The organism is Burkholderia sp. WP42, assembly GCF_000745665.1.
Classification (GTDB): domain Bacteria; phylum Pseudomonadota; class Gammaproteobacteria; order Burkholderiales; family Burkholderiaceae; genus Burkholderia; species Burkholderia vietnamiensis.
Window position 1 is genome coordinate 79,494 of record NZ_JQJT01000027.1, and the last position, 25,791, is coordinate 105,284.

The 25,791-nt window shown below is 71.1% G+C and carries 12 protein-coding genes; 8 read left to right on the forward strand and 4 right to left on the reverse strand.

The genetic code is table 11. The features are described from left to right. Positions 1 to 3 precede the first annotated feature (3 nt). Positions 4 to 330 carry a hypothetical protein gene (locus EX20_RS18470; protein WP_011882588.1) on the reverse strand — a complete coding sequence of 109 codons (327 nt, stop codon included), beginning with the start codon at positions 328 to 330 and terminating at the stop codon, positions 4 to 6. Positions 331 to 490: 160 nt separating this feature from the next. Further along, on the reverse strand, positions 491 to 784 hold the full coding sequence (locus tag EX20_RS30930) for a hypothetical protein (RefSeq protein ID WP_072465514.1): 294 nt from the start codon (positions 782 to 784) through the stop codon (positions 491 to 493). Between the two features lie 1,059 nt (positions 785 to 1,843). Between EX20_RS30930 and EX20_RS32005 the strand changes: the two genes are divergently transcribed. Beyond that, a complete protein-coding gene (locus EX20_RS32005) occupies positions 1,844 to 2,308 on the forward strand; it encodes a hypothetical protein (protein WP_131929104.1) in 465 nt (154 codons plus the stop codon). Here the strand turns inward: EX20_RS32005 and EX20_RS18480 are convergent. Beyond that, the gene (locus EX20_RS18480; protein ID WP_034194301.1) at positions 2,275 to 3,201 is read right to left on the reverse strand and encodes an AraC family transcriptional regulator; all 927 of its coding nucleotides are present in this window, start codon (positions 3,199 to 3,201) and stop codon (positions 2,275 to 2,277) included. The genes EX20_RS32005 and EX20_RS18480 overlap by 34 nt on opposite strands. Before the next feature lie 179 nt (positions 3,202 to 3,380). Between EX20_RS18480 and EX20_RS18485 the strand changes: the two genes are divergently transcribed. The 7 genes from EX20_RS18485 (at position 3,381) to EX20_RS18515 (ending at position 23,655) form a co-directional block, all read left to right on the forward strand. After that, positions 3,381 to 3,842, forward strand: coding sequence for a (2Fe-2S)-binding protein (locus tag EX20_RS18485; RefSeq protein ID WP_011882593.1), 462 nt, complete (start codon positions 3,381 to 3,383; stop codon positions 3,840 to 3,842). Between the two features lie 2 nt (positions 3,843 to 3,844). Then, positions 3,845 to 6,055 (forward strand): xanthine dehydrogenase family protein molybdopterin-binding subunit, encoded by a 2,211-nt coding sequence (locus tag EX20_RS18490; protein ID WP_034194302.1) that lies wholly within the window; start codon positions 3,845 to 3,847, stop codon positions 6,053 to 6,055. Positions 6,056 to 6,417: 362 nt separating this feature from the next. After that, positions 6,418 to 6,816, forward strand: coding sequence for a winged helix-turn-helix domain-containing protein (locus EX20_RS18495; protein ID WP_011882595.1), 399 nt, complete (start codon positions 6,418 to 6,420; stop codon positions 6,814 to 6,816). 478 nt (positions 6,817 to 7,294) lie between these two features. Next, positions 7,295 to 8,467 (forward strand): type III secretion system cytoplasmic ring protein SctQ, encoded by a 1,173-nt coding sequence (gene sctQ, locus EX20_RS18500; protein ID WP_034194303.1) that lies wholly within the window; start codon positions 7,295 to 7,297, stop codon positions 8,465 to 8,467. A 3-nt stretch (positions 8,468 to 8,470) separates the two neighbouring features. Beyond that, positions 8,471 to 9,145, forward strand: coding sequence for a type III secretion system export apparatus subunit SctR (gene sctR, locus EX20_RS18505; protein ID WP_011882597.1), 675 nt, complete (start codon positions 8,471 to 8,473; stop codon positions 9,143 to 9,145). After that, positions 9,142 to 9,936: a lytic transglycosylase domain-containing protein gene (locus EX20_RS18510; RefSeq protein WP_014725395.1), complete on the forward strand. Its 795-nt coding sequence runs from the start codon at positions 9,142 to 9,144 to the stop codon at positions 9,934 to 9,936. Before sctR ends, EX20_RS18510 begins: the two co-directional genes overlap by 4 nt. Positions 9,937 to 10,185: 249 nt before the next feature. After that, positions 10,186 to 23,655, forward strand: coding sequence for an LWXIA domain-containing protein (locus tag EX20_RS18515; protein ID WP_034194327.1), 13,470 nt, complete (start codon positions 10,186 to 10,188; stop codon positions 23,653 to 23,655). 96 nt (positions 23,656 to 23,751) lie between these two features. Here EX20_RS18515 and asnB read toward each other — a convergent pair whose 3' ends face one another. Then, the gene (gene asnB / locus EX20_RS18520) at positions 23,752 to 25,719 is read right to left on the reverse strand and encodes an asparagine synthase (glutamine-hydrolyzing) (RefSeq protein WP_034194304.1); all 1,968 of its coding nucleotides are present in this window, start codon (positions 25,717 to 25,719) and stop codon (positions 23,752 to 23,754) included. Positions 25,720 to 25,791: the final 72 nt, after the last annotated feature.

Consider the following 25,791-nt stretch of genomic DNA (forward strand, 5'->3'; position numbering starts at 1 on the left):
GGCTTAGTAGTGGCGGAACGTCCAGGCGCTGGAGCCTGCGTTCGCGCCGCTCAGCCCGCCGGACTGCGAGCCGCCGAAGCCGAAGCCGCCCACCGTCGACGTGTTGGTGTGATCGGTGTACGACACCGCCGCGCTGGTGCCGCCGCCGGCCATCGCGCCGGCCGCGCCGAGTGCCGCACCCGAATCGGTGGCGGTGAAGTGACCGAAGCCGGTCACCCCCGCCATCGTCTGGCCGCCGCTCGACGAACTGCTGCTCGACTGGGTGCCGCTCGCTGCGAACGCTGCACCCGAAACCGCCATCACTGCTGCTGCAATCAGAAGCTTCTTCATGGTCGACTCCAAAACGGCGTGGACGGAACAAGCGCAGGAAGCTGCACGCCTTCAGCCTGCCTGCGTCGAGCAATCCCTGAACACAAGGACCGCCATTCAATCGGCAACGAGCGTTTCTCCGATCGCAATTCGGCTCATTGCCTAAATCCCATTCGCTGTTTTATTGGCCCTGCGATTCATCGTTTTGAATACCGGCTTGCGCACCGGTGAAGTCACCGGAATAAACCGAGTCTCGAACCCGGAAAACGAATGCATCGTTCCGTATCGTTCGTCGTGCGTCGTTCGATATCGGGCGGCGCCGCGCGCCGGCATGCGGCTCGCCACTGCCGGCGAGCGAAAATGCACGACCCGGTTTACCGAAGGCGAACGCCCTGCCGCTGAAAATCGCCGCGTAATCGCGGCAACGCGACAACAATGCGCAACCATGCACGCGCGCCTGACCGTCACGCAGCAACGTTGTTCGTGAGTTACCGGTCGCCGATCATGCGGATAATCCGGCTCGCGGGTTTTCGGTACAGTCCGGGTCGCGCCGCTATTGCCGCGATGCGATCGAAATGTCGATGGACGTGCACGCGCGCATCGGCATCGAGCGGCCCGATACGAACTGCTGGTCCATCAGGGTGAAGTGAGTCGACGAGAGCGCCGCTGTCGATCAGTGGTGGCGCGAAACGACAGCTGCTCCAGCACGCGCAATGCGCGGATACCGGAACGCCGGCAACGACGCACTCGCGACGCCGGCACTGCGCCGCGAGTCGTACGGTTACCCCATCGTTGCGCTGAGAATGCGCGGATCAAGCCGTTGCTTGTGGTCTTCATCGCTGTTCCCCGACTGCTTATTGACGAGACTGCCGCCCCCCCAATCTTCACTGCATCAGGTCGACTGCCCGCCGGTGCGGTCAATACCGCAAGCGGCATGCCACGCACGATTGCGCCGACGATTGCGGGTGGCACGGCGCGCGGGCAGCGCGGAAACATGCGGTTTTCGTTTCAGGAATGTATCGCGGCAACAGGTGGCCGCCTGCGGCGATCATCGACTGACGAGAAGCAATCCCACCGAAGGCCGCGCGACGCGGTGCGCGGCGCCGCATGTGTGTGCTACCGAACGTCTGTTTCAGAGTTGAGAATCGCGCGCTGCCGGTTCGGAACAATGGACACGTCAACGCCCGAAAACGGCCTGCCACCGGGCTTTCGCGGGCTTGCGGCAAGTTGCGGACGGGTCGCTCGCGCGTCGTGCGCCTTCGCGCAAAGCGTGCGCGCATACGGCAAGGGACCGATTGCGCGATGCATGCAACGGCAAACCGATTACCCGAAAATGCGATTGATTCATCCGCGAAAATCCCGACTCGCTCGCGCATCGGTGGTTAATGCCGCAGAGCGACGAATCGCAAAACCGGTACGGGCCGCACCGCTTTCTACCGGCCCACATATTCGATGAAAAACGCCTGGCATTCACGCGTATCCGCCAGCACATCGGGCGTTTTATTACGTTGCACATTCATTTCATCGTCCGGTAATGATCGCCGGCGCATTGCATTTCGATGTGCGCGTCATGCGGGCGTCACGCGATTCCGCATGGCGCGCGATACACCGGAGAAACAACTCGGAAACGACGTCGACGCCGCTTTCCCGCGCGCGAAGCGGCGCGCGCAAGCGTCGTTTCGGCGCGAAAAAATCATCGTGGTATGGCGTTTCTCGCATTTTCGGCGCGTCGATACGCGGCGACGCCGCGAGCGCCGAATGCGTGCGGCGCGGCGCGGGATACACGGGTGGAACAGCGGCGCGCCGGCCGCGCCGCGGCACGACGCGATACCGCGCCGCATATGACGCGCGCGCCGCTGGCATGCCGGTTGCAACGCTGCGTGGTTGGCCGTGCGCGCAGCACCATCGCGCGCACCCGGCCCGCGTCGGACCACATCGGACCACATCGGCCGACGACGGCGCCGACTACGTACCGAGCAATTCCTTCCTGCGCAAATGACCCACGTCGCGCATCGGCGGCGCGCCGAACAGCCTGCTGTATTCGCGGCTGAACTGCGACGCGCTCTCGTAGCCGACCGTCGCGGCCACCGACCCCACGTCGCCGCCCTGGCGCAGCAGCAACCGGCGCGCCTCGTGCAGGCGCAACTGCTTCTGATACTGCAGCGGGCTGAGCGTGGTCACGTGTTTGAAGTGATGATGAAGCGACGACACGCTCATGTTGACGGCCTGCGCGAGCGTCTCGACACGCATCGGTTCCGCGTAGTGGGCGCGAATCCATTCGATCGCGCGCGCGATCCGGTGCGTGTGGCTGCCGGCGACGGCCATGTGACGCAGGCGCGCGCCCTGCCCGCTCGTCATCAACCGGTACAGCAGTTCCTTTTCGATCAGCGGCGCGATCACCGGGATGTCGGCCGGCGTATCGAGCAGCCGCAACAGGCGCAGCGCGGCGTCGAGCAGCGGCGGCGTCAGCTCGGCGACTGCGATGCCTTCGCCTTCGGGGCCGGCCTCCGGCTCGGGCAGACGCATCTCGGCAGCGAGTTCGACGATGCGCTGCAGGTCGAGCGTCAGCGACAGGCAAAGATAAGGAACGTCGGGCGACGCCTGCGTGACGCGCGACAGGATCGGCAAGTCGATCGACGTAATCAGGCAGTGCTGCGCGTCGTATTCGTAGGCCTGCCCCGCGACGACCACGCGCTTCGCGCCCTGCGCGGCGATCACGAGCGCGGCGCGCGACACGCCGCAGCCGAGATCGACCGCACGCGTATGGCGGTGCAGCATCAGCGCCGGCACGGCCGTCGCGTGCGAGCCGTCCGCCGGCGCGAAGCGGCCGATCAGCGACGCCAGCTCGCGCCGCCCGGATTCGCGCGATGCCGCGATATCGGTCATGTCCATGGCGGTTCCTCGTGTCGTTTTGCGGATCGCGCGAGCATAGCGAAACGCGCGCCGCCGTGCCCGGGATTTGCAGGATTGTTCAATAAATTTGCAGGATCGGATAGCCGTAACGACGGGCCGTTCGCGCACACTCCCACCTGATCCGGCGCATGCCGGGTTTTCCCCACGGAGACAAAAAAATGCCCACCACGTTTGTCCTCAACGGCAAGAGCGTCACGCTCGACGCCGATCCGTCGATGCCCGTCCTCTGGGCGATCCGCGAGCATGCGGGGCTGACCGGCACGAAGTTCGGCTGCGGCATGGCGCAGTGCGGCGCATGCACGATCCATCTCGAAGGCCAGGCCGTGCGCTCGTGCGTGCTGCCGCTGGCCGGCATCGCGGGCAAACAGGTGACGACAATCGAAGGCCTGCAGAGCAAGCCCGCGCAGGCCGTACAGGCCGCCTGGGTGAAACTGCAGGTGCCGCAGTGCGGCTATTGCCAGTCCGGCCAGATCATGTCCGCGACCGCACTGCTCGAACAGAACCCGAAGCCGACCGACGCGGACATCGACGCCGCGATGAACGGCAACCTGTGCCGCTGTGCGACCTACGCCCGCATCCGGGCCGCGATCCACGACGCGGCCGCGACGCTGGGAGCGTGACCATGACGATCGAACTCGACAACGCCGGTTCGGTGCGCGCGTCGCGCCGCACCTTCCTGAAAACCGCGGGCGCCGCAGCCGCCGTCAGCCTGACGATCGGCTTCGAATGGGCCGGCCTCGGCCGCCGCGCGCTCGCCGCGACGCCGCCCGCCGCCGACTTCGCGCCCAACGCGTTCCTGCGCATCACGCCCGACGGCGCGGTCACGGTAATTGCCAAGCACGTCGAAATGGGCCAGGGCGCGTACACGGGCATCGCGACGATCGTCGCGGAGGAGCTCGACGCCGACTGGTCGAGCGTGCGCGTCGAAAGCGCGCCGGCCGACGCGAAGCGCTACGCGAACCTCGCGTTCGGCACGATACAGGGCACGGGCGGCAGCTCGGCGATGGCGAACTCGTGGCAGCAGCTGCGCGAAGCCGGCGGCAAGGCGCGCGCGATGCTCGTGTCGGCCGCGGCCGCGCGCTGGCAGGTGCCGGCCGGCGAGCTGAGCACCGCGGGCGGCGTGGTCACGCACGCGAAGAGCGGCAGGACGGCCGCTTACGGCACGCTCGTCGCCGATGCGGCGAAACTGCCGGTGCCCGACCACGTCACGCTGAAGCAGCCGGCCGATTTCAAGCTGATCGGCCATCGCATCCCGCGCGTCGACGCGTCGGCGAAGTCGAACGGCACCGCGCAATTCACGCTCGACACGACCTTCCCCGGCATGCGCGTCGCGCTGCTGCAGCGGCCGCCGCGCTTCGGCGCGACCGTCAAGTCGTTCGATGCGACGGCCGCGAAGGCGGTGCCGGGCGTCCTGGCCGTCGTGCAGGTGCCGAATGGCGTCGCCGTCGTCGCGACCGGCTTCTGGGCCGCGAAACAGGGCCGCGACGCACTGAAAATCGACTGGGACGAAACGCACGCCGAAAAGCGCGGCTCCGACGAGATCATGCGCGAATACCGCCAGCTCGCCGCGAAACCGGGCGTGTCGGCGCGCAAGGACGGCGACGCCGACGCGGCGATCGCCGGCGCCGCGCGCAAGCTCAGCGCGACCTACGAATTCCCGTATCTCGCGCACGCGCCGATGGAGCCGCTCGACGCGGTCGTCAAGCTGACGGCCGACGGCTGCGAGATCTGGGCCGGCGACCAGTTCCAGACGATCGACCAGGGCAACGCCGCAAAGGTCGCGGGGCTCGAGCCCGAGCAGGTGCGCATCCACACGCTGTATGCGGGCGGCAGCTTCGGCCGGCGCGCGAACGCGTGGTCCGACTACGTGGTCGAGGCCGTGTCGATCGCGAAGGCGCTCGGCGCGGACGGCACGCCGGTCAAGCTGCAGTGGACGCGCGAGGACGACATCCAGGGCGGCTTCTACCGCCCGATGTACTTCCACAAGCTCGATGCGGGGCTCACCGCCGATGGCCGGCTGGTCGGCTGGCGGCACCGCATCGTCGGCCAGTCGATCCTCGCCGGCACGCCGTTCGCCGCGTTCATGGTGAAGAACGGCATCGACGCGACGTCGGTCGAGGGCGCGGCGAACCTGCCGTACGCGGTGCCGAACGTGTCGGTCGAACTCACCACGACCAAGGTCGGCCTGCCGGTGCTGTGGTGGCGCGTGGTCGGCAGCTCGCACACCGCGTATGCGGTCGAGGCGTTCATCGACGAAGCCGCGCACGCGGCCGGCAAGGACCCGTACCTGTTCCGCCGCGACCTGCTCGCGAAGGAGCCGCGCATGCGCGCCGTGCTCGAACTGGCCGCGCAGAAGGCCGGCTGGGATCCGGCGCAGCCGCTGCCGAAGGGCCGCGGGCGCGGGATCGCGGTGGCCGAGGCGTTCAAGAGCTATGTCGCGCAGGTGGCCGAGGTGTTGGTGGACGCGGACGGCAACGTGAAGGTCGAGCGCATCGTGTGCGCGGTCGACTGCGGGATCGCGATCAACCCCGACATCGTCGCCGCGCAGATGGAAGGCGGCATCGGCTTCGGGCTCGGCGCGGCGCTGCACAGCGCGATCACGCTGAAGGACGGCCGCGTCGAGCAGCGCAACTTCGACGGCTACCACGTGCTACGGATGGCCGAGATGCCGAAGGTCGAGGTGCACATCGTGCCGTCCGCGCAGGCGCCGACCGGCGTCGGCGAGCCCGGTGTCGCGCCGGTCGGGCCGGCCGTGGCCAACGCGATCTTCGCGGCGACCGGCAAGCGGCACTACGTGCTGCCGTTCGATTCGGCCGGCGGCGCGAAGGCTTGACCGACGTGTGACGCATCGGGCGGTGCGGTGTGGCGTTGTTGCCCGGTGCGTCGGTGCGGCGCGGCGCCCCGCCGCGCCCGCATCGTGCTGCGCGTGACTGCGCCGTAACGCCGCCCGTAACGCACGTTACGCACGTAACGCCCGTAACGTTCCCGCGCGATGCTACGTAACAATTCTTCAATATCGGTCGGGCCGGCGCCGCGGCACGCGGCTGCGGCACCGTTAAAAATTCTTTTAGATTCAACACCGGCGCGCGATTGCGGGCGCCGGGACCCGCCGCACGGCTGGGGCGGCTCCATCACTGGCCCGGAAGTTGCAGTACATGACTCGCAACACTCCTTTACGGACATGCGAGGGCCACCATGGATTGCAAATACCTGTACATCGACAACATAAAAATCAACTTCGTGCGCCGGACGATCGAAATCGACGACAAGGTCGTCGACGTCACGCCGCGAGAATTCGACGTCGTCGAGTTCCTGCTCGACAACATGAACAAGATCGTTCCGCGGCAAGCGATCCAGGAAGCGGTCTGGGGCCGGGAGCTCGGCGTGTCGTCGCGCACGCTCGACACGCACATCTCGCGGATCCGTTCGAAGCTGCAGCTCGATCACGACAAGAACCTGCGGATCATCCCGATCTATGCGGTCGGCTATCGGCTCGTGCTGTTCGGCGCGGCGATGACGCACGTCGAGCGCCACGATGCCGCGCCGATCCTGCGCGCCGCGCCGCAGCCGATGGTGACCGCCGACTACGCGTGACCCGCGGCCGCGCCGGCGCCCCGAGGCGCGCCGGCCGGTTTTCTGGTTGGGTGGGGCGCGGTACATCGGGCGCGTTGAGCAGAGGCGTGCCGAGCCATGCCATGCCGAGCCGCATCGAGCCGAGCTGTGCCAAGTCGTGCCGGACTGAGCCGAGCCCGGTCGAGTCGAGCCAAGCCCTGCCACGGCAACCCAAGCGCCAACCCGAGCCCCACACCGCGCCGCGTCCTCGCGACACCGCCCTGCGCCACCCCAACCCCACGCCCCAAGCCCCACCCACCTTCCCCCTCACCCGCCCCCACACCCCCGACACGCTTCGTAGCTCGCCACCACGAGCCGCGCCGCGCGCCGTCCGCGACTACGGATTCCGGCGCCGCACGCGGCCGGCACCGTCCCTACAATCGACGCAGCAGCCGCGCGCCCCCCGCGCCGCCGGCCACCACAACCCGTCGACCATCGCCGAATCCGCCCCGATCCCGCCGTGCCTGCGCTGCCTTTGACGAATGCCGACACCGGCGACGCCGCGAACCAAGCGCCCGCCGCCGCTCCGGCCGCCGCGCAGACCGCCGCCGCCGTGCCGCCCGCGCCGGTCGCGGTGCCGCTCGACGCGTCGCCGTATCTGCCGCGTCTGTCCGCGGCCGCCGCGCGCGGGCTGTCGCATGCATACGGCGCGCCGGCCGCCGTGCCGGTCACGCTCGGCGAGCACGCGTACGAGGTGCGCTGGCGCGTCGCCGCCGAGCCGGTTGCCGATGCCCATGCATACCGGTTCGTCGTCGGCCCGGCCACGGGCACGCTGTGGCTCGACCCGCTCGCCGAAACCGAATGGCTCGGCGATGCCGCCGACCCGGCCGTGCCGGCCGTGATCCGAGCGGCGTTGCTGGCCGATCTCGCGGCGCCGCTCGCGGCCGTGATACAGGCCGCGACGCGGCAGCGCGTCGAATTGCTGCCGCCGCCCGCGAGCGTGCCCGCATGGCACACCGCACCGGCCGCGCTGCGCTTCGAGCTGCGCCGCGCCGACGGCGCATGGCGCTGCCACGGCGCGCTGCTGTTCGACGCGCCCGACGCGCTCGCGGTGTTCTTCGCGCAACCGGCGCCCGCGCGGCCGGCCCCGCACGCGGCCTATGCGAGCCTGCCGGTGCCGCTCGTGTTCGAGATCGGCCGCACCGAACTGACGACGGCCGAGCTGGCCGACGTCGTCGGCGGCGACATCATCGCGATCGAACGCTGGCGCGCGCACGAGCAGAACCTGCTGTGCGTCGCGCGCGTGCCGGCCACGCCGGCGTGGGAGATCACCGGACGGCCGTCCGGCACCCGGCTGACCGTCGAACGAATCAGGGAGATGCCTTTGGAACCGACCCGCACCGACACCCCGCCCGCGACCGCACACGATGCGCCGCCGGACGACGCACCGCGCTCGCTCGACGGCCTCGCGGTCGACCTGCGCTTCGAGCTGCCGCCGACGTCGATCCCGCTCGGCGAACTGGGCGCGCTGCAGCCGGGCGCGGTGATCGAGCTGCAGCAAGGGATCAACCAGAGCGTGATCCATCTGGTCGCGAACGGCATGCTGATCGGCACCGGGCATCTGATCGCGGTCGGCCAGAAACTCGGCGTGCGCGTCGTCACGCTGACGCAGCCGGCCCCGCGCGAGCGTTGAGCGATGGGCAATCTGCCGAATCCGGTCGCGCTGATCGCGGTGATCGCCGCGCTCGGCATCGCACCGTTCGCCGCGCTGATGGTGACGAGCTACACGAAGCTCGTGGTCGTGCTCGGCCTGCTGCGCTCCGCGCTCGGCATCCAGCAGGTGCCGCCGAACCTCGTGCTGAACGGCATCGCGCTGATCCTGTCGCTGTTCATCATGGCGCCGGTCGGGATGTCGATCCGCGACGCGCTGCAGGCGCGCCACTTCGACGCGGCGGGGCAGTTGTCGACCGCGGACATCGGCGTGCTCGCCGACGCCGCGCTGCCGCCGATCAAGGATTTCCTGGTCTCGCACACGCGCCAGCGCGACCGTGAATTCTTCGTGCGCACCGCGACGTCGGTGTGGCCGAAAAACCGCGCCGACGGCATCAAGGACGACGACCTGCTCGTGCTGGTGCCGAGCTTCACGCTCGCCGAGCTGACCAAGGCGTTCCAGATCGGCTTCGTGATCTATATCGTGTTCATCGTCGTCGACCTGCTGGTCGCGAACATCCTGCTCGCGCTCGGGATGCAGATGATCTCGCCGACGACGATCTCGGTGCCGTTCAAGCTGCTGCTGTTCGTCGCGCTCGACGGCTGGTCGCTGCTCGTGCACGGGCTCGTGCTGTCGTACCGCGTGGCGGGGGCGGGATGAACGCGCGCGCGCTGCGCTGCGTCGCCGCGGGCCTGTACGCGCTGGCCGCGCTGATGCTCGCGTGCTCGGGCCTGAACGTGCGCGACGCGCGCGCGGCAGGCAGCGCCGCGGCCTTCACGCAACTTGCGCGCGCGTGCGCGCCGAACGTCGATCCCGATACGCTCGCCGCGCTGGTGCGGACCGAATCCGGCTTCAATCCGTATGCGATCGGCGTGGTCGGCGGCCATCTGACGCGCCAGCCGGCGTCGCTCGACGAGGCGCGCGCGACCGCGAGCGAGCTGGCCGCGCGCGGCTTCAGCTACAGCGTCGGGCTCGCGCAGGTGAACGAGCGCAACTTCGCGAAGTACGGGCTCGACGACGCGACGATGTTCGAACCGTGCCGCAACCTGCGCGCGGGCGGCGCGATCCTGACCGAGTGCTTCGCGCGCTCGTCGAACACCGGCCGCTCGCCGCAGGCCGCGTTGCGCGCGGCGCTGTCCTGCTACTACAGCGGCAACTTCACGACCGGCTTCTCGAGCGGCTACGTGAGCCGCGTCGTCGCCAGCGCACAGCGCAATGCGCGCGAGGGCGGCGTCGAGCCGATCCCGGTCGTGCGCGACGTGCCGCCGCCGGCGCGGCAGCGGCGCATGGACGCGGTCGCGACCACGCCGCCCGAGCGCGCGCGACGGCTGCCGTCGGCGGCCGCCGCCGCGGACGCGCCGTCGTGCCATGCGCGCCCGGTCGTGATGATGTGTCGCGGCTTGCCGGCCAGCCAGGCGAAGCGACTGTGCGTGCGATGCCTCGACCAGTGACGGGCTGAGCGCGCGTCGGCGCATCGCCGGATGCGGGTCGTTTTCAGGGGTCGAACGACGCTGCCGCGCCGCACCACCGCAGCCCGCGCCGCTCTCGTAGCGCGTGCGGCGCCGTCGCGCCGCGCGCCTCGCCGCGCTACGAAACAGCCGTGCGCCCGCCGCGATGCGCGTCCGTACACTCGAACGATCGCGGCGCGGCGTGTGGCGCGCCGTGCGCGCCGCGCATCGCGCGGCTCAACGGAGACGAGCATGCTGTCGATCGACGGGCTGGGACTGGGTGTCAACTGGCAGCGCTTCCTGTCGGAAACGCTGAATCCGGTCGTCGCGCCGCCGCCCCCGCCGCCGAAGCAGGACGATCCGGCAGCCGGCCCCGCGAATCCGACCGTGACGCCGCCGATCCCCGTCACCGCGTCGCTGGGCACCGACCCGGCCAAGCCGACCAACGCGGAAATCCAGTCGGCCACGTCGCTGATCCAGAGCATGGCCGCGCAGTACACGGCGCCGCCGCCCGACATCACGGTGGAGAATGACAAGACGACCGCCGTGCAGAAGGCGATCCAGGGCGCGCAGACCAAGTACGACAACGCGTCGCAGGCGCTGCAAGGCGCGCAGAACGTGCTGCACCTGGCGAACCGCGACCCGGAGTCGACGCCCGCCGAGCGCAAGAGCGCGCAGGCCGACTATGCGAAGGCGCGCGCGGCCGCCGACGACGCGCAGCGCGAGCTGAACGTGACGACCGACGCCGGCTACATGATCCTGTACGGCGAGCAGGCGAACGCCGACATGCCGGCCGGGATGAAGCTCGACGATTCCGGCAAGGTGACGGACCCCGGCGACGCGCAGCACGCGGCCGACCAGCAGCTCAAGACGCTGATCGCGGCATTCCCCGATCACCCGGACGATCCGAACTGGGCGCCGCAGGCGAGCGACTGCAAGAACCCGCTGCAGATCCGGCTTTATGACGACTGGCAGAAGGCGCAGGCGCATGCGTCGGCCGGCTCGGCGAAGTTTTTCGCGGACGTCGCGAACTCCAATCTCGCGTACGCGCAATTCCAGTCGTACCTCGCCGATCCCGACTACAAGGCGGCGCTCGATGCGGGCGTCGGCCGGCTCAACGATGCGTTGCAGCCGCTCGACCTGCAGGTGTCGATGCCCGACGCGCCGGATTCCGCGGATGCGGCGCAGACGACCGTCACGGCCGCGGCCAAGGACGCGAACTACGCGAATGCCGCACTCGCGGCGGCAAACGACAACGTGACGCTCGCCCAGGCGCAGCAGCAGTCCGATGCCGACAACGGCAAGGAAGGGCCGACGGTGATCGTGCCCGACGCGATCGCCAAGGACAAGACGGCGCTCGCTCATGCGCAGGTCACGGCGGGCACCAGCAGCAGCTATCTGCAGATGCTGGCCGCGCAGCAGCAGGCCGACACGTTGCAGGCGAACTACCACGGCAAGCTCGCTCGCCTGTCCGACGATCCGAGCGAGCCGTACCAGCAGCTGCAGCTCGCGAAGCAGCAGGCCGGCATCGCGCACGACGCGTTCGTGGTCGCGTACGGCGCCTCACTCGCGCAGCAGTACGACGACCAGGCCGCGCAGATCGAGGCGAGCGTCAAGCCGCCCGCGCGTCCCTCGCCGTTCAACACGGCGAACCCGTCGCAGCTGTTCGCGCCGCCGCCGTGGAACACGACGGGCACCTCAGCGAACGGCACCCCCGCGAACGCGGCGCCGCTGTTTTCGTCGCCGTTGCCGAAGACGAACGCCGCAGGCGCGCCGAACGCCAACGGCGCGCCGAACGGCAGCCAGCCGTTGTGGAACACGTCGCCGTTGCTGAACGGCCCGCTGTCGTTCGCGCCGGCGGATGCGGCGGCGAACCCGGCCACGCCGTCCGGCCCGACGCTGCTCGACGCGAAACGCCTGCGCGTCACCGCGGGCGCCATCCGCGCCGCCGGCAACCGGCTGTCGAATCTGGTCAACGAGCGTGCGACCGGCGCGGCGCTCACCGAAGCGCGCAACCAGCAAGCGCAGAAGCACGCGACGCTCGCGACGATCCAGCAGCAATACGACGACTGGCAGGCCTCGCATCCGGCGCCGACGCGCTTCCGGCAGCTCGCCGACGGCGACATCCTGCCCGCGTATACGCCGCCGCTGCCGAACCCGAACCAGACCCAGCTCGATCAGGCGAAGAAGGATGCGCAGAACGCCGACAACACCGTGCAGCGGCTGCAGTTGCTGAGCGAGTCGGCCCACCAGCAGGTGCTGCTGGACCAGTTCGACGCGGGACTCGAAGAGCGGCTGCGCTATGCCGATCCGAATTCCGACGCGTACAAGGACTACCAGAGCGCGCAGCACGATTTCTACGAGGCACACCGCAGCGAGTTGTCGAACACGCTGCTCGACGCGGCGAGCGCGAGCACCGGCAAAGGCGCGACCATCGACTTCGGCAAGCTGAGCGACACGCAGCAGCGCAATCTGATCGGCGTCGCGCTCGGCATGGCGCCGGACGTCGGCGGCGACGCGTCGTCGAACACGTCCATCGCGACCGACACGCAGACGCATTTCACCAACAAGGACAAGCTGTCGACGATCAACAGCGTGCGCGACCAGCTGCTGAAAGTCGGCGGCGGCGCGACGACGCAGGTCAGCGTGCTGCCGATGGTGTATGCGGCGAAGGATGCCGGCATGACCACCAGCGCGCTGTTCAAGGTCAGCGGCAAGGACGGCACGCAGTACGTCGACGAGACGGCGAGCACCTACGACGACATCAACGACTACATCGACAACAACGAGCTGTCGAAGGACGGCACCGTCGACATCGCGACCGGCCACAACGCGGACGGCACGCTGCAGCTCGTCTCGAAGGCCGCGCACCACGAGAGCGGCTTCGACAGCTTCATGAACACGCTGACCAGCACCGGCCTGAACATCGGCATGATGGTCGGCGGGATGGCGCTCGAAGGCCTCGGCACGCTGCTCGACGGCACCGTCGTCGGCGCGGTCGTCGGCGTGCCCCTGAACCTGCTCGGCGCGGGGATGATGTACACCGCGATCGGCGCGACGGTGACGAGCGCCGGGCTCGATCTGGCCAACCGCGCCGACCACGGCCGCAGCACCAATCCGTTCACCGACGCGGGTGCGCGGATGGACTTCATCAATCTCGTGCCGATGGGCGCCGCGGGCGCCGCGAAGCTGGCCGGCGCCAAGCTGTTCACGCGCACCGTGACGGCGCTCACGCGCACGCCGAAAGTCGCGTCGGTGCTCGCCGGCGGCACGAAGGCCACCGCGGTCGTGACCGGTCTGGGCGCCGGCTTCGAGGCGTTCGGCGAAGCCGGCTACGACTACTTCGTCACCGGCGACAAGAAGGCCGCCGGCGAGGAGCTCAAGTCGGGGCTGACGAACGTCGCGCTGATGGCCGCGGGCGGCCTCAAGGAGCGCGTGGTCACGTCGGTGCGCACGGGCACCGGCAGGCCGATACCGATCCGCGGTGCGGACGGCAAGACCGTCAGCGTGGACAGTCAGACGATCGGCCGGATCCTCAACAAGGGCGACGACGCGTCGCTCGCGGCCGGCCGCACGCGCGTGACGCTCGACGGCGAGGCCGTCACCGTGTCGCCGGACGGCACGCTGCGCGTCGGCGACAAGATCCTGACCTACGAAGACCAGCCGATTCGCGTGCTCGACCGCACGTCGCGCAACGCGTTGCCCGCGGGCAAATTCGTCGTGCTCGGCGAAGACGGCAAGCTGTCGGTCGTCTCCGCCTCCGACAAGAGCTGGACCAACGGCACGCGGATCGACTCGGTGACCGACACCGGCGAGCGGCTGTCGTTCGGCGACGGCGGCGGCATGAGCACGACGCCGAAGGTCGTCGCGAGAACGCCGCTCGAACTGCTCGACCGCACGCTGCAGCAGGCGCGCGACGAATACGCGGCCGCCCGCGACGAACAGGCGCCGCGCAGCCTCGCGCAAGCGGCCGAGCAAGGCGAGACGGCCAGCGCCGCGAACGACGCGCGCAGCACGCGGCGCACGAGCCAGGAACGCGCGCGCGTCGACGCGCAGCGCGACGAGGCCGCGGCCGAGCGCGCGACCGACGCGAACCTCGACCGGCGCAGCGCCGACGCCCAGGCGCTGCGCTACCGGCCGCTCGACGCCGACGCGTCGCCCGGCGCGGGCGCGCGCACGACGCCTGCCGCGGCACGCCCGCGTGTCGACGTCCGGGTCGTCGACCTGACCGGCGCGAAGCCTGCCGCCCGCGCGGCGACGGCCGATCCGGCCGGCATCTCGGTGCCGCGCGGGCCGAGCGCGGAACCGCTCGAGGTCGGCGGCCGCACGCTCTACATCGTGCGCGACGGCGACGCGCCGCATAGCGCGTCGCCCGCCGCCGCGCGCACGCCGAAGCTCGACGAACCGATCGTCGTGATCGCCGGCGAGCACGACGCGCAACTCGCACCCGAGCTCGCGAACCGCTGGGACAAGCCCGTCTATGCGGCGACGCCCGAGGCGCTCGACGCCGACGGTCAGCTGCGCGCCGACGCGCGCACGCTGCGTTTCGATCCGGCGCCCGACGGCGTCGCGCTCGCCGGCGACGCCGAAGCGGCACCGCACACGTCGCCGGCCCGCGCGCCAGGCGACGCGCCGGTGATCGTGCTCGCCGGCAAGCGCGGGCCGAACGAGCCGGCGCTGCCGCGCCCCGCCGCGACGCCGCGGCCGCTGAAGGCGCTCGACGGCCGCTTCAGCGCGCCGAACCGCGTGCTGGTGCTGGTCAAGTCCGAGCGCAGCGCCGCGCCCGAGCGTGCGCCGGCACACGGCGAGACCGCGCCGCCGCGCGAGCGCGCAGGCGGCGCCGCGCGGCCCGTGTCGCACCACGACGTCGCCCTCGCCTACGATGCCGACCTGGTGGCCGCGCATCCGGAGATCACCGAAGCCGCGCCGCCCGAAGCGGCCGCGTCCGGCCCCGGCTGGTTCACGCGGATGCAGATGCGTTTCGGCGGTGCGCCGGTGCCGGACACCGTGCTGGCGCTCGCCTCGCAGTCGGCGACGCTCGTCACGCAGCTGCGCATGCTGAGCGACGGCGGCTGGCGCGTGAAGGTCGGCAAGCGCGGCAGCGGCAGCCACATCGATGTGCGCAAGCGCGTGATGACGATCGACGGCGCGCTTCAGGAGCCGGGCAGCATCACCTACACGCTCGCGAGCGAGGCGCGCCAGGCGGTCGAGGCGATGGCCGGCGCGCTGGACCTCGACTACGGCAGCCGCAGCCGCTTCACGCGCAAGGCGCTCGAAGCGGAGGCGCGCGCGCAGATCAACGCGTTCGAGGCGCGCTACGAGATCGCGCTGTCGACCGGCGTCGACATCGCCGAACACGCGCAGCTGCCCGATGCGATCGCGCGCGAAGGCGTCGACTGGCACGGGCCGACGAGCGATTACACGGGCACGGTCGCGCGGCTCGCCGAAAACTTCGCCGATGCGCCGGTGGCCGCTCGCGACGCGCAGACCTATAGCGAGTTCTACGACGACGTGTGGGCGCGCCAGAAGCGCCGCGGCGGCGTCCCGCGCCGGATGCCCGCGCCGCGGATGCAGCCCGCCGACGGCCAGGACGGCAGCGCGCCGGCCGGCCGGCAGCAGCTCGACGCGCGCACCGCGTGGAGCTACGCGCACGCCGTGCTCGAGTCGCCGTTCGGCGAGCGCCCGGCGCCTGATGCCGCCACGTTGCAGGCGCGCCGCGACGGCCACATGTCGACGTTCGCCGACGGCGACGTGCTGGTGCTGCATGCGGACACGCTGCCCGACGGCACGCTGCTCGTCGACGGCAAGCCGGTGAGCGCGCACGAATACGCGCTCGCGATGGCGCCGTGGCCCACGCTCAGGCGGGCGGACACGATCGTGCTGTCCGCCGGGCAAGGCGGCTACGAAGCGGCCGCGCGGCTCGCGAACGTGTGGCAGCGCGCCGTCTACGCGCCGCCCGAGCATGCGGTGGGCGCCGACGCGACGGTGCACGACACGCGCATGTTCCACCGCTTCGATCCCGCGCCCGCCGCGCCGCACGCGCTCGGCGAACTCGCCGCCGACGCCGACGGCGTGCATCTGGCCGGCGATCCGGCCAGCCGGATCGACATCGACGGCAACGTCGGCGAACTGCTCGGCGCCGGCGCGCGCAAGACGGCGTTCGCACTCGGCGACGACGCCGCGCTCGCCACCGTCGACCGCAGCCCGAAGCCGCCCGGCGCACCGCAGGAACCGCTGACGCCCGAAGCGCAGCGCGCCGCCGACGAGCAGCTCGTGCGCGACGAGCAACGCGCGCTCGCACAGCTGGAACAGTGGGGCATCCGCACCGTTCGGCTGGACGGCCCGTTCCGCGCGCTCGGCGACCGCGTCTCCGCGCTGTCGCTCCCGCTCGGCGTGTTCCACAGCGACGAATTCGCGAGCGGCCGCCTGCCGCCCGCGGTGGCGCGCGCGGCCATCCAGAACGTGTTGAAGACGCGCGAGGTGCTCGAGCAACACGAGGTCGGCTTCGACCTGCAAGGCATCTTCACGCGCTCGGGCGATTTTCTGGTCTGCGATCCCGGCCCGATCCTGAACACCTACGCGGCGCACACGCTGTCGCTGTCGCGCCTGTTCGAGATCGAGAAAGGCATCCACCGCTGGATCGAGCAGCATGGCGTCGACGCGCTCGATTCGGCGCTCGATCCGACCCGCGACCCGACGCCGCTGGCCGACGATGCGTTCGTGCAGAAGCCGTCGGTGATCACGCGCGTGCGCATGCGGGTGGGCGGCGCGCCGCTGCCGGCCGAGGTCAGCGCGCTCGCGCAGCGCTCCGGCACGCTCGCGGCGCAACTGCGCATGCTCGACGCGAACGGCTGGCGCGTGCGCGTCGGCAAGCGCGGCGGCGGCAGCCGGATCGACACGAAGCACCGGCGCGTGACGATCGACGGCGCAGCGGCCGGCCCCGGCTGGATGACCTACGTGCTCGCGCACGAAACGCAGCATGCGGTCGACGCGATCGAGGGCACGCTCGGCCTCGACTACAGCGGCCGCGGCCGCTTCACGCGCACGGCGCTCGAAGCCGAGGCGCGCGCGCAGCTCAACGCATTCGAGGCCCGCTACGAGATCCGGATGGCGAGCGGCATCGACATCGCCGCGAACGTGCGGCTGCCCGACGCGCTGCAGGCGGAAGCCGACGCATGGCCGGCCGCGCGCGGCGACGCCGGCGCGCTCGCACGGCTCGCCGACGCGTTCGCCGAGGCACCGGTGTCGGGCGCGCGCGGCAAGACCTACACGGAGTTTTACGGCGACGCGTACGATCGCGGCCCCGGCCGGCGCGCGCGCGCGATGCCGGCGCCCGAGACGCGCGCCGCGCACGACGGCGATGGCGAGCGCGACGCGCCGACGACGATGCGCGAGATCCAGGCGCAGCGCGCGGCATGGTCGCAGGCGCATGCGGAACGCGACGCGTCGCCGTTCGGCGCGAGCGGAGCGCCGCCGGTCGACACGCTCGCGCTGCTGCGCGACGGCCGCGTGCTGCTCGACATGGGCCAGCGCATCGCGATCGTGCCGGCCGACACGCTACGCGACGGCATGCTGCTCGGCCCCGACGGGCAGCCGGTCGGTCCGCACGAGTTCACGCTGCTCAACGCGCCGCCGTCCGATTACGGCTACACGACGATCCTGGCGGCGCGGCATGCGAACGAAGGCGGCGCCGCGCAGCTCGCGAACCTGTGGCAGCGCGCGATCTACACCGTCCATCCCGACGCGATCGGCGCGGACAGCATGCCGACCGACCTGTCGGCAATGAACCGCTACGTGCCGGCGAGCTATCGCCAGCCGTCGCTCGGCGAGCTGTCTGTCGACGGCGCGCACGGCACGCTCCATCTCGACGGCGCGCCCGGTCGGCCGGTCGATCCGGCCGATTACCTCGGGCCGGTGCTCGGCTCGGGCGCGTACAAGACGGTGTTCGACGGCGGCGCCGGCCAGGCGCTCGGCGTCTACCGCGACGGCTCGATCGATGGCCTCGCCGATGCGTACGAAGCGGTCGAGCTCGAGCAAGGCGGGCTCAAGACGCTGAGCGAGGTCTACGAGCTGCCGACCAGCACCACCGACGGGCCGTTCTCGGTCGTGAACCGCGTGGGCGTCGTGCTGAAGCCGTCCGCGCAGTTGAGCAGCGTCGACGTCGAGTTCGACATCGGCCTGCCGACCGTGGTGTCGAGCCGCGGCCTGACGGATCTCGCCCGCATCCGTCGCGTCACGCAGGACCACCATCTGCTGTACGACTTCCAGGTGCTGTTCGGCCGCAACGGCGACGTGATGCTGCACGATCCCGGCGAAGTGCTGCCGCACGGCGATCCGCACGGCACCGTGCTCGCGCGGATCGACGAAGTCGCCGCGAAGATCCACTCCGGGCTCAGGCACGGCCGCATCAAGCTCGCGCATCCCGCGTTCGACGAGGCCGGCGCGTATGCGCCGCGCCGCGGCGCGATCGCGCACGTCGTCATGACCTTCCGCGGCATCGTGCTGAGGATGCAGGCCCACGCGCTGGCGCGCCGCTCGCCGACGCTGCGCGCGCAGCTGCGGCTCGCGCGCGCCGACGGCTGGAAGGTGAAGCTCGGCGCGCCCGGCGGCGGTCAGTATGTCGATGCGGCGCGACGCAGGATCGTGCTCGACGGCAACACGCGCCGCGCCGGCACGCTGGTGTTCGCGCTCGCGCATGAAGCGCAGCACAGCGTCGACCTCGCCACCGACACGCTCGGCCTCGACCGCAGCGGCCCCGACGCGTACGTGAAAAGCCTGCTGCTCGCCGAAGCGCGTGCGCAGCTCAACGCGTATCGCGTGCGCGCCGAAATCCTCGCGGCGGGCGGCCCCGACGTCGCCGCGCACGTGCAGCTGCCGGCGACGCTCGCGCGCGCGGCGGAACACGCGTTTGCCAGCGGCGAGCCGGCCGCGCTCGATGCGCTCGCCGACGCGTTCGGCGAGATCCGCACGTCGCTGCCCGGCAAGCCGACCTATCGCGCGCTGTACGGCGAGCAGGCGCGCACCGAGCTCGCGGGCGAGCCGGCGCCGCTGACGCTGGCGGCCCCGGCCACGGGACGCGGCGGCGGGCGGCGCGGCGGCGCCCGGTCGGGCCGCAACGCGCTCGACAGCGCCGAGATGACGCGTGCGCGCGCGTGGCTCGACGCGCGCGGGATGCGCACGCTCAAGCGCGTCGACGGCGCCGATGCGGCGTCGCTGCGCGCGCTCGTGCGCCAGACCGGCACCGATACCGTGCTGCTGATCACGCGCGCCGGCAAGATCACGCCCGCGGCGGTGCCCGAGGTGGTCGCGACCGCACGGATCGATGCGAACGGCGCCATCGCGCAACCGAAGTTCGTCGGCGGCAAGCTCACGCCCGACGAGCAGCAATCGCTCACGGCCGCGCTCGATCCCGCCCACGACGCGGCCGACCCCGCACCGGCCGCGGCCGAGCGCGCGGGCTTCGCGTTCCATGCGTCGCCGGTGTCGCTCAAGCAGCTGCAGGCGCTCGGCGGGATGGCGAAGATCGAGTACGCGGGCGACGGCAAGGTCGTCGAATTCACGCGGCGCGGCCGCGTGAGCAGCCGCTACGTCGATGCGATCGGCGCGCTCGCCGATGCGAAGCACTATCGCAGCGCGCACAAGGCGATCGGCGCGGCCGGGCGGACCGACACCATCTACGCGATCGACCGCACGACGGGCGAGCTGCGCGGCCATGCGACCTACGATGCCGCGAGCGGTTCGTGGAACTACCACGAGAAGGCGCCGCTGGCGCAGACGCGCATCGGCGAGCGGCCGCTGCGCGACGCCTATCCGCGCCGCGCGCAGGTGCGCGTGCGGCCGCACGGCAAACCGCACGGCGTGCCGCTCACGCGGGCGCGCCGGCATGGCGTGTCGTTCGTGGTCAGCAGCATCGATCCGGCCATGCTCGAACAGGTCGGCAATCGCTTCGATGCGCCGAAGCCGCCGAAGGCCGACAAGCCGGACAGGCTGCCGCGGCCCGGGCTGCGCTACCTCGGCCAGCTCGGCATCACCAAGACGCTGAACGCGCCGCGCCGCGTCGCGCTGTTGACGCGCAACCGCACCGCGGCGCTGCTCGGCCGCGCCCGCACGGGCGCCGCGCTGCCTGCTGCCGGGGCGGCGGCGGCGAGCGTGCCGCTGTTCGACCGGAACCTGCTGCCGTCGGGCAAGCACGCGGCGCTGGATTTCAGCGGCCACAATGCGGTGCATCTGCTGAGTGCGGCCGAGTTCGGCGCGCTCGATGCGGGCAAGCATCACATCTACGTGTACGACACGAGCGACCCGCTCACCCACCGGCTCGACACGCCGCAGGGCGTGCTGGTGCCGGACGCGAAGGGCAAGCTGACGTGGCACGACTGGCAGAATCCGGGCGCGCCCGGCGTGCCGCTCGAATCGTCGCCGATCGGCGCGGGGCCCTACGGCGCCGACACCCATCTGCTGCTCACCGAGCTGACGCCGGCCGAACTCGCGGACCACGCGCGCGGCACGCGCCTTGCCGCGCTGAACCGGCGCGTCGAGTATCTGGACGGGATCGCGAAGGACACGTCGCCGAGCACCTTCGCGTCGCTGCGCAACTGGGCAAGCGACGCGGCCCGCGAAACGCGCAGCGCACGCAAGGCGCTGAAGAAGGAAATCAAGGCCGCGACCAAGGCCGCGAAGCGCCAGGGGCTGCCCGAGCCGGCCTATCCGGAGCTCAAGCTGCGCCCGTACCAGCCGTCGCTCGTCAGCACGACGCTGGTCGAATGGAAGCGCCTGTATGGCGACGGCAACGTGCCCGACCTGTTCGCGCACCTCGAGCGGATCGACGCGCTCGCGAAGCACGAGCGCGATTCGCGCCTGCCGCCGCTCGAGCTGACCGACGCGACGGCCACGACGCCGCCGCCCGCGACGATGGCCGATGCCGCCGCATGGCGCGGCACCGGCCTGCCGTTGTACGTGGCGCGCGACTGGTCGGGCGGCGGCGCGCGCTACGCGCCGGTGCCGTTCTCCAGGCGTGCGCAGCGCGGCCTCAGCACGGCCGCCGCCACCGACCGCGCGCTGCGGCGCGCCGTGCTCGGCGCCGGCGACGCGGTGCGCAACCGCCTCGTGCCGATGAGCCGTGCGTACCGGCTGTCCGACGATCCGGCCGAATTCGTCGCGCAGACGCGTCGCCACGGCGGCGTCATGCCGGTCGTGACGATCCCGATCGATCCGCACACGCTGAACGCGACGCGCGGCGCGAAGCACGACCCGGAATTCGTCGGCGACGTGAAATCGATCGGCGACCAGCGCAAGGCGAAGATCGACTACTGGGAAGGCACCATCACCGGCGAGAACGGCAAGGTCATGCACCTCGACGACCTGACCCGCGAGAACCTGCACCGCTGGCTCGACGCGGCGTCGGAGGCCGGCTTCCTGCTGCGCCTCGAGATGGCGCCCGCGCGCGCGCTCGTGTCGGCCGCCGACTACCGGCACCTCGCGGGCACCAACGACGGCTATCACCATCACGCACGCCTCGGCGCGCTGCTCGAATCGTGGGCCGCCGAGCACGAGGGCGAACCCGCGCCGCACGTGATGGTCACGTTCCACGGCTGGGACGCGGTACCGGAGCCGGTGCCCGGCGCCGGGCACCTCGAGCTGCTCGACTCGCTGCTCGATCGCCCCACGCTCGAATGGGTGCACGTCGGCCTGTCGTATGCGACGCACGGCGCCGACTTCATCGCGAACCAGGAGCTGACGACCGCGCTGGCGAAGCGGCTCGTCGAGCGCGCCGTGGACGAATACGCGCAGCCCGACAGCCTCGACGCACCGCGCAGCAAGCTCGCGCGGCTGCACGGCACGGACGCGCTGACGCGCGTGTTCGAGCGCGTCGACCGCGACACGCTGGCCGACCAGCACCAGATGCTGCTGGCCGAGATCGAGCGGATCGGCCGCGAAAAGGGCCTCACGCCCGCGCAGATCGCCGAATTGCGCCAGCGCCTGTACGAAGGCAACACGACGCGCCTGCTGCATCGCGCGCGCTATGCGACGGCGAAGTTCGCGACCGACGCGTGGCACGCCGACCCGAGCCATGCGCCGTCCGAGAAGTCGCGCGAGCGCAAGTTCAACGAGGCCTGGCTGAAGGACGTCGGCGCCCGGCTGCGCGCGCCGCAGCAGGATACGACGCTGGTCGACGGCAGCACCGTCGCGGCGGGGCTCGAACCGTGGCGCGAAGTGGTCCGACGGCCGGCGCTGATGGTCGACGCGTCGCTGCCGGTCAGCGAGAGCCGCCTGATCAGCGCGCAGGCGGCCGACTACGTGAAGCCGGGCGATCCGCTCGCCGCCTTCGCGGAACTCAATGCGCTGCGCCTGCAGCAGATGGAACGCTCGTGGTCGGTGCTCAGCTGGAAGAACGTGCTGTCGGGGCTGGTCGGGATCGGCGCCGGCATCGCCGTCCACCATATCGGCCTGACGCCGACCGACTACAAGCAGGCGGCCAACGCGACCTTCGTCGGCGTGCGGACCGGCCGGCTCGTGCAGGCGCTGCATCAGGACACGCTGCGCGCGCTGCAAAGCGGCGATCCGCGGCTGTTCAACCACGTGATCGATCGCTTCATCAACGGGCTCAACAACCAGTTGTCGGCGCACCGGATGGACGAGGCGCAACGTCGCGCGTCGCTGGTGCGGCTGGCGGGCGAAGGCCGCGCGAAGATCAACCTGCAGCTCGAACTGCACGGCCGCAACGCGCTGTCCGCCGACAAGACGGTCGAGTACACGAAGCTGCTCGCGAACGACATGATCCAGCAGATGCAGGGCGTGCTGGCCGGCACGTCGATCCAGCAGTTGCACCACGGCAATCCGCGCCGCTTCCTCGGCAAGGTGGGCCGCACGGCCGCGATCGCGGGTTATGCGAGCCTCGGCGAGATGTCGCTGCATACGCTGCTGCAGGATCCGTCGCTGGTGCCGCTGCTGGGCACCACCGGCGCGGTGCTGGGCCTCACCTACACCGGCCTCGTGCAGGCCAGCGCGTTCACCCACCTGAGCATCGAACGGCGCAGCCGCTTCGTGCGCTTCATCGACACCGCGTCCGACCTCGCGAGCATCGCCGGCGGCTATATCGCGCCGTTCGTGGGCGCGGCCGCGACGATCCACACCAACCTGCCGACGGCGATCGCGTCGCTCAGCTCGGCCACGCTGCTCGCGCTCGCCCGCGCCGACACGCATTTCCCGAACCTGACCAAGCGCGTCACCGGCAAGATGCCGACGATCCTGCTGCTCGCGCCGATCGGGATCTACGTCGGCAACTGGGTTTATACGGCGGTCAGCGGCGGCAGCAGCAGCGGCAACGGCGGTAACAACGGCAACAACAACACGCCGCCGTCGAACGGCACCACGCACCACGGCAGCGCGCCTTCCGCGCCGGCCGTGCCGCCCCTGCCGCCATCGGGCACGCACGCGCACGTCGCGCCCGCGGCGCCGCCCACGACACCGACGACGCCGCAGACGCCGCAGACGCCGGCCGCCGCGCAGCCGTACATCGTCGTCGCCGGCGATTCGCTGTGGGTGATCGCCGACCGGCATCGGCAGTCGCTGCTCGATGCCGCGCACGTGTCGCGCGCCGATCAGCAAGGGTTGACGCGCGACCAGCAGGACGCGCGCGCGCTGACCGAAATCCTGCAGCTCAATCCGTCGGTCGCCGGCGATCCGAACCAGTTGTCGGTCGGTACGCCGCTGAACATCGGTTGAGCGGCGTGGGAGTGTGAGCCTCGAACGGCCTGAACCGGCAAGGACGGGGGCCGTTCGCGGGCCTCCGCGTGTTGCGCATCGCGTTTCACCCGGCCGTCACGCCGCGCGCTGTCCCTCGAGCCACGCCTGGAACATCAGCACCGTCCACAGCTGATGCTGCCAGTTCATCCGCCCCGTCAGATGCTGGCGCCACAGCCGCTCGACCGCCGCCGCGTCGAAGAAGCCTTCGGCGCGCAACCGCGACGGCTCCAGCAAGGCTTCGGCCCAGTCGCGCAACGCGCCGCGCAGCCAATGATCGACCGGCGCGCAGAAGCCCTGCTTCGGCCGGTCGATCAGCGCGCGCGGCACGTACTGATCGAGCAGCCGGCGCAGCAGCGCCTTCGGCTGCCCCTGCGGCAGCCGCACCGCGGCCGGCAGCCGCCACGCGAATTCGACGACGTGATGATCGAGGAACGGCATGCGCGTCTCGAGGCCGACGGCCATCGCCGCGCGGTCGACCTTCGCGAGAATGTCGGTCGGCAGGTACGTGAGCGTGTCGATCGCCATCGCCTGCTCGGCGAAGCTCAGATGCGCGGGCCACGCGGACACCGTGTCGAGCGGCGTCGGCGGCTCCTGGCCGGCGAGCGCGAGGCGCTCGGGATGATGGACCGACGACATCAGCAGCCGGTACAGCCCGATGCGGCTCTCGGCCGTCATCACGTGGCCGAGCTTGTGCAGCCGGTCGCCGATGCGCGACGCGCCGTCGCGCGCGTCCACGCCGCCCCAGGCGCCCTGCGCGACGGCCGCGAGCTGGTCCGCGTGATCGGGCCGCAGCGCGTGCAGCGCGGCCGCGATCCGCGCGCGCACCGCGGCCGGCACGCGATGCAGCTTGCGCCACAGGCGCGGCGTGAGGAAGTAGCGCGTATAGCCGCCGAACAGCTCGTCGCCGCCGTCGCCGGACAGGCTCACCTTGACGTGCCGGCGCGTCAGCTCCGACACGAGAAAGGTCGGGATCTGCGAGGCATCGGAGAACGGCTCGTCGTAGATCGACGGCAGCTTCGGCACGACGGCGAGCGCATGGTCGGCCGTCACGTAGAGCTCGGTGTGGCGCGTGCCGAGGTGGCGCGCGACCGCCTTCGCATAGCCGGCCTCGTCGTAGCCGGCCTCGTGAAAGCCGATCGTGAACGTGTCGACCGGCTTGGCCGACTGCGCCTGCATCAGCGCGACGATCGCCGACGAATCGATGCCGCCCGACAGGAATGCGCCGAGCGGCACGTCGGCCTCCATCTGGCGCGCGACGGCCTGGCGCAGCACGGCGTCGAGCTGGCCGACGGCGTCGTCGGCGTTGCCGTCGAACGGCCGCTCGCGGCCGGCTTCGATCGCCTGCTCGAGCGTCCAGTACGCGCGCACGCGCGGCGTGTCGCGCGCATGCTCGAACTGGATGAAGGTGCCGGGCGGCAGCTTGCTGATGCCGCGATAGATCGTATGCGGCGCGGGCACGCTCGACTGGCGCAGGTACAGGCACAGCGCGTCTCGATCGACCGCGCCGTCGAAGCCCGGATAGCCACGCAGCGCCTTGAGCTCGGACGCGAACACCAGCGCGTCGCCGATCCGGCCGTAGTACAGCGGCTTCTCGCCGATCCGGTCGCGCGCGAGGGTCAGCACCCGCGACGCGCGGTTCCACAGCGCGAATGCGAACATGCCGGTCGCGCGCCGCAGCGTCGCGTCGACGCCCCACGCGGCGATCGCCGCGACCAGCACTTCGCTGTCCGAGCGGCCGCGCCACGCGGGGGCGCGCCCCGTGCGTTCGAGTTCCGCGCGCAGTTCGCGATGGTTGTAGATTTCGCCGTTGAAGACGAGGACGTAACGGCCGCACGCGGAGGCCATCGGCTGCCGGCCCTGCACCGACAGATCGACGATCGCGAGCCGCCGGTGGCCGAGCGCGATGCCGGCCTCCGGATCGACCCACATGCCCTGCCCGTCAGGCCCGCGATGCGCGAGGCTCGCCGTCATGCGCGCAAGCGTGCCGCGCGCTGTCTCCTCATCGAAGGCGACGCTATTCAGAAAGCCGTCGATTCCGCACATTGGTTTGTCTGCCCCTGTTGACCCGATCCGGCAACGGCGGCGCGACTTCGCGGCCCGCCGCCCGGTTGACGG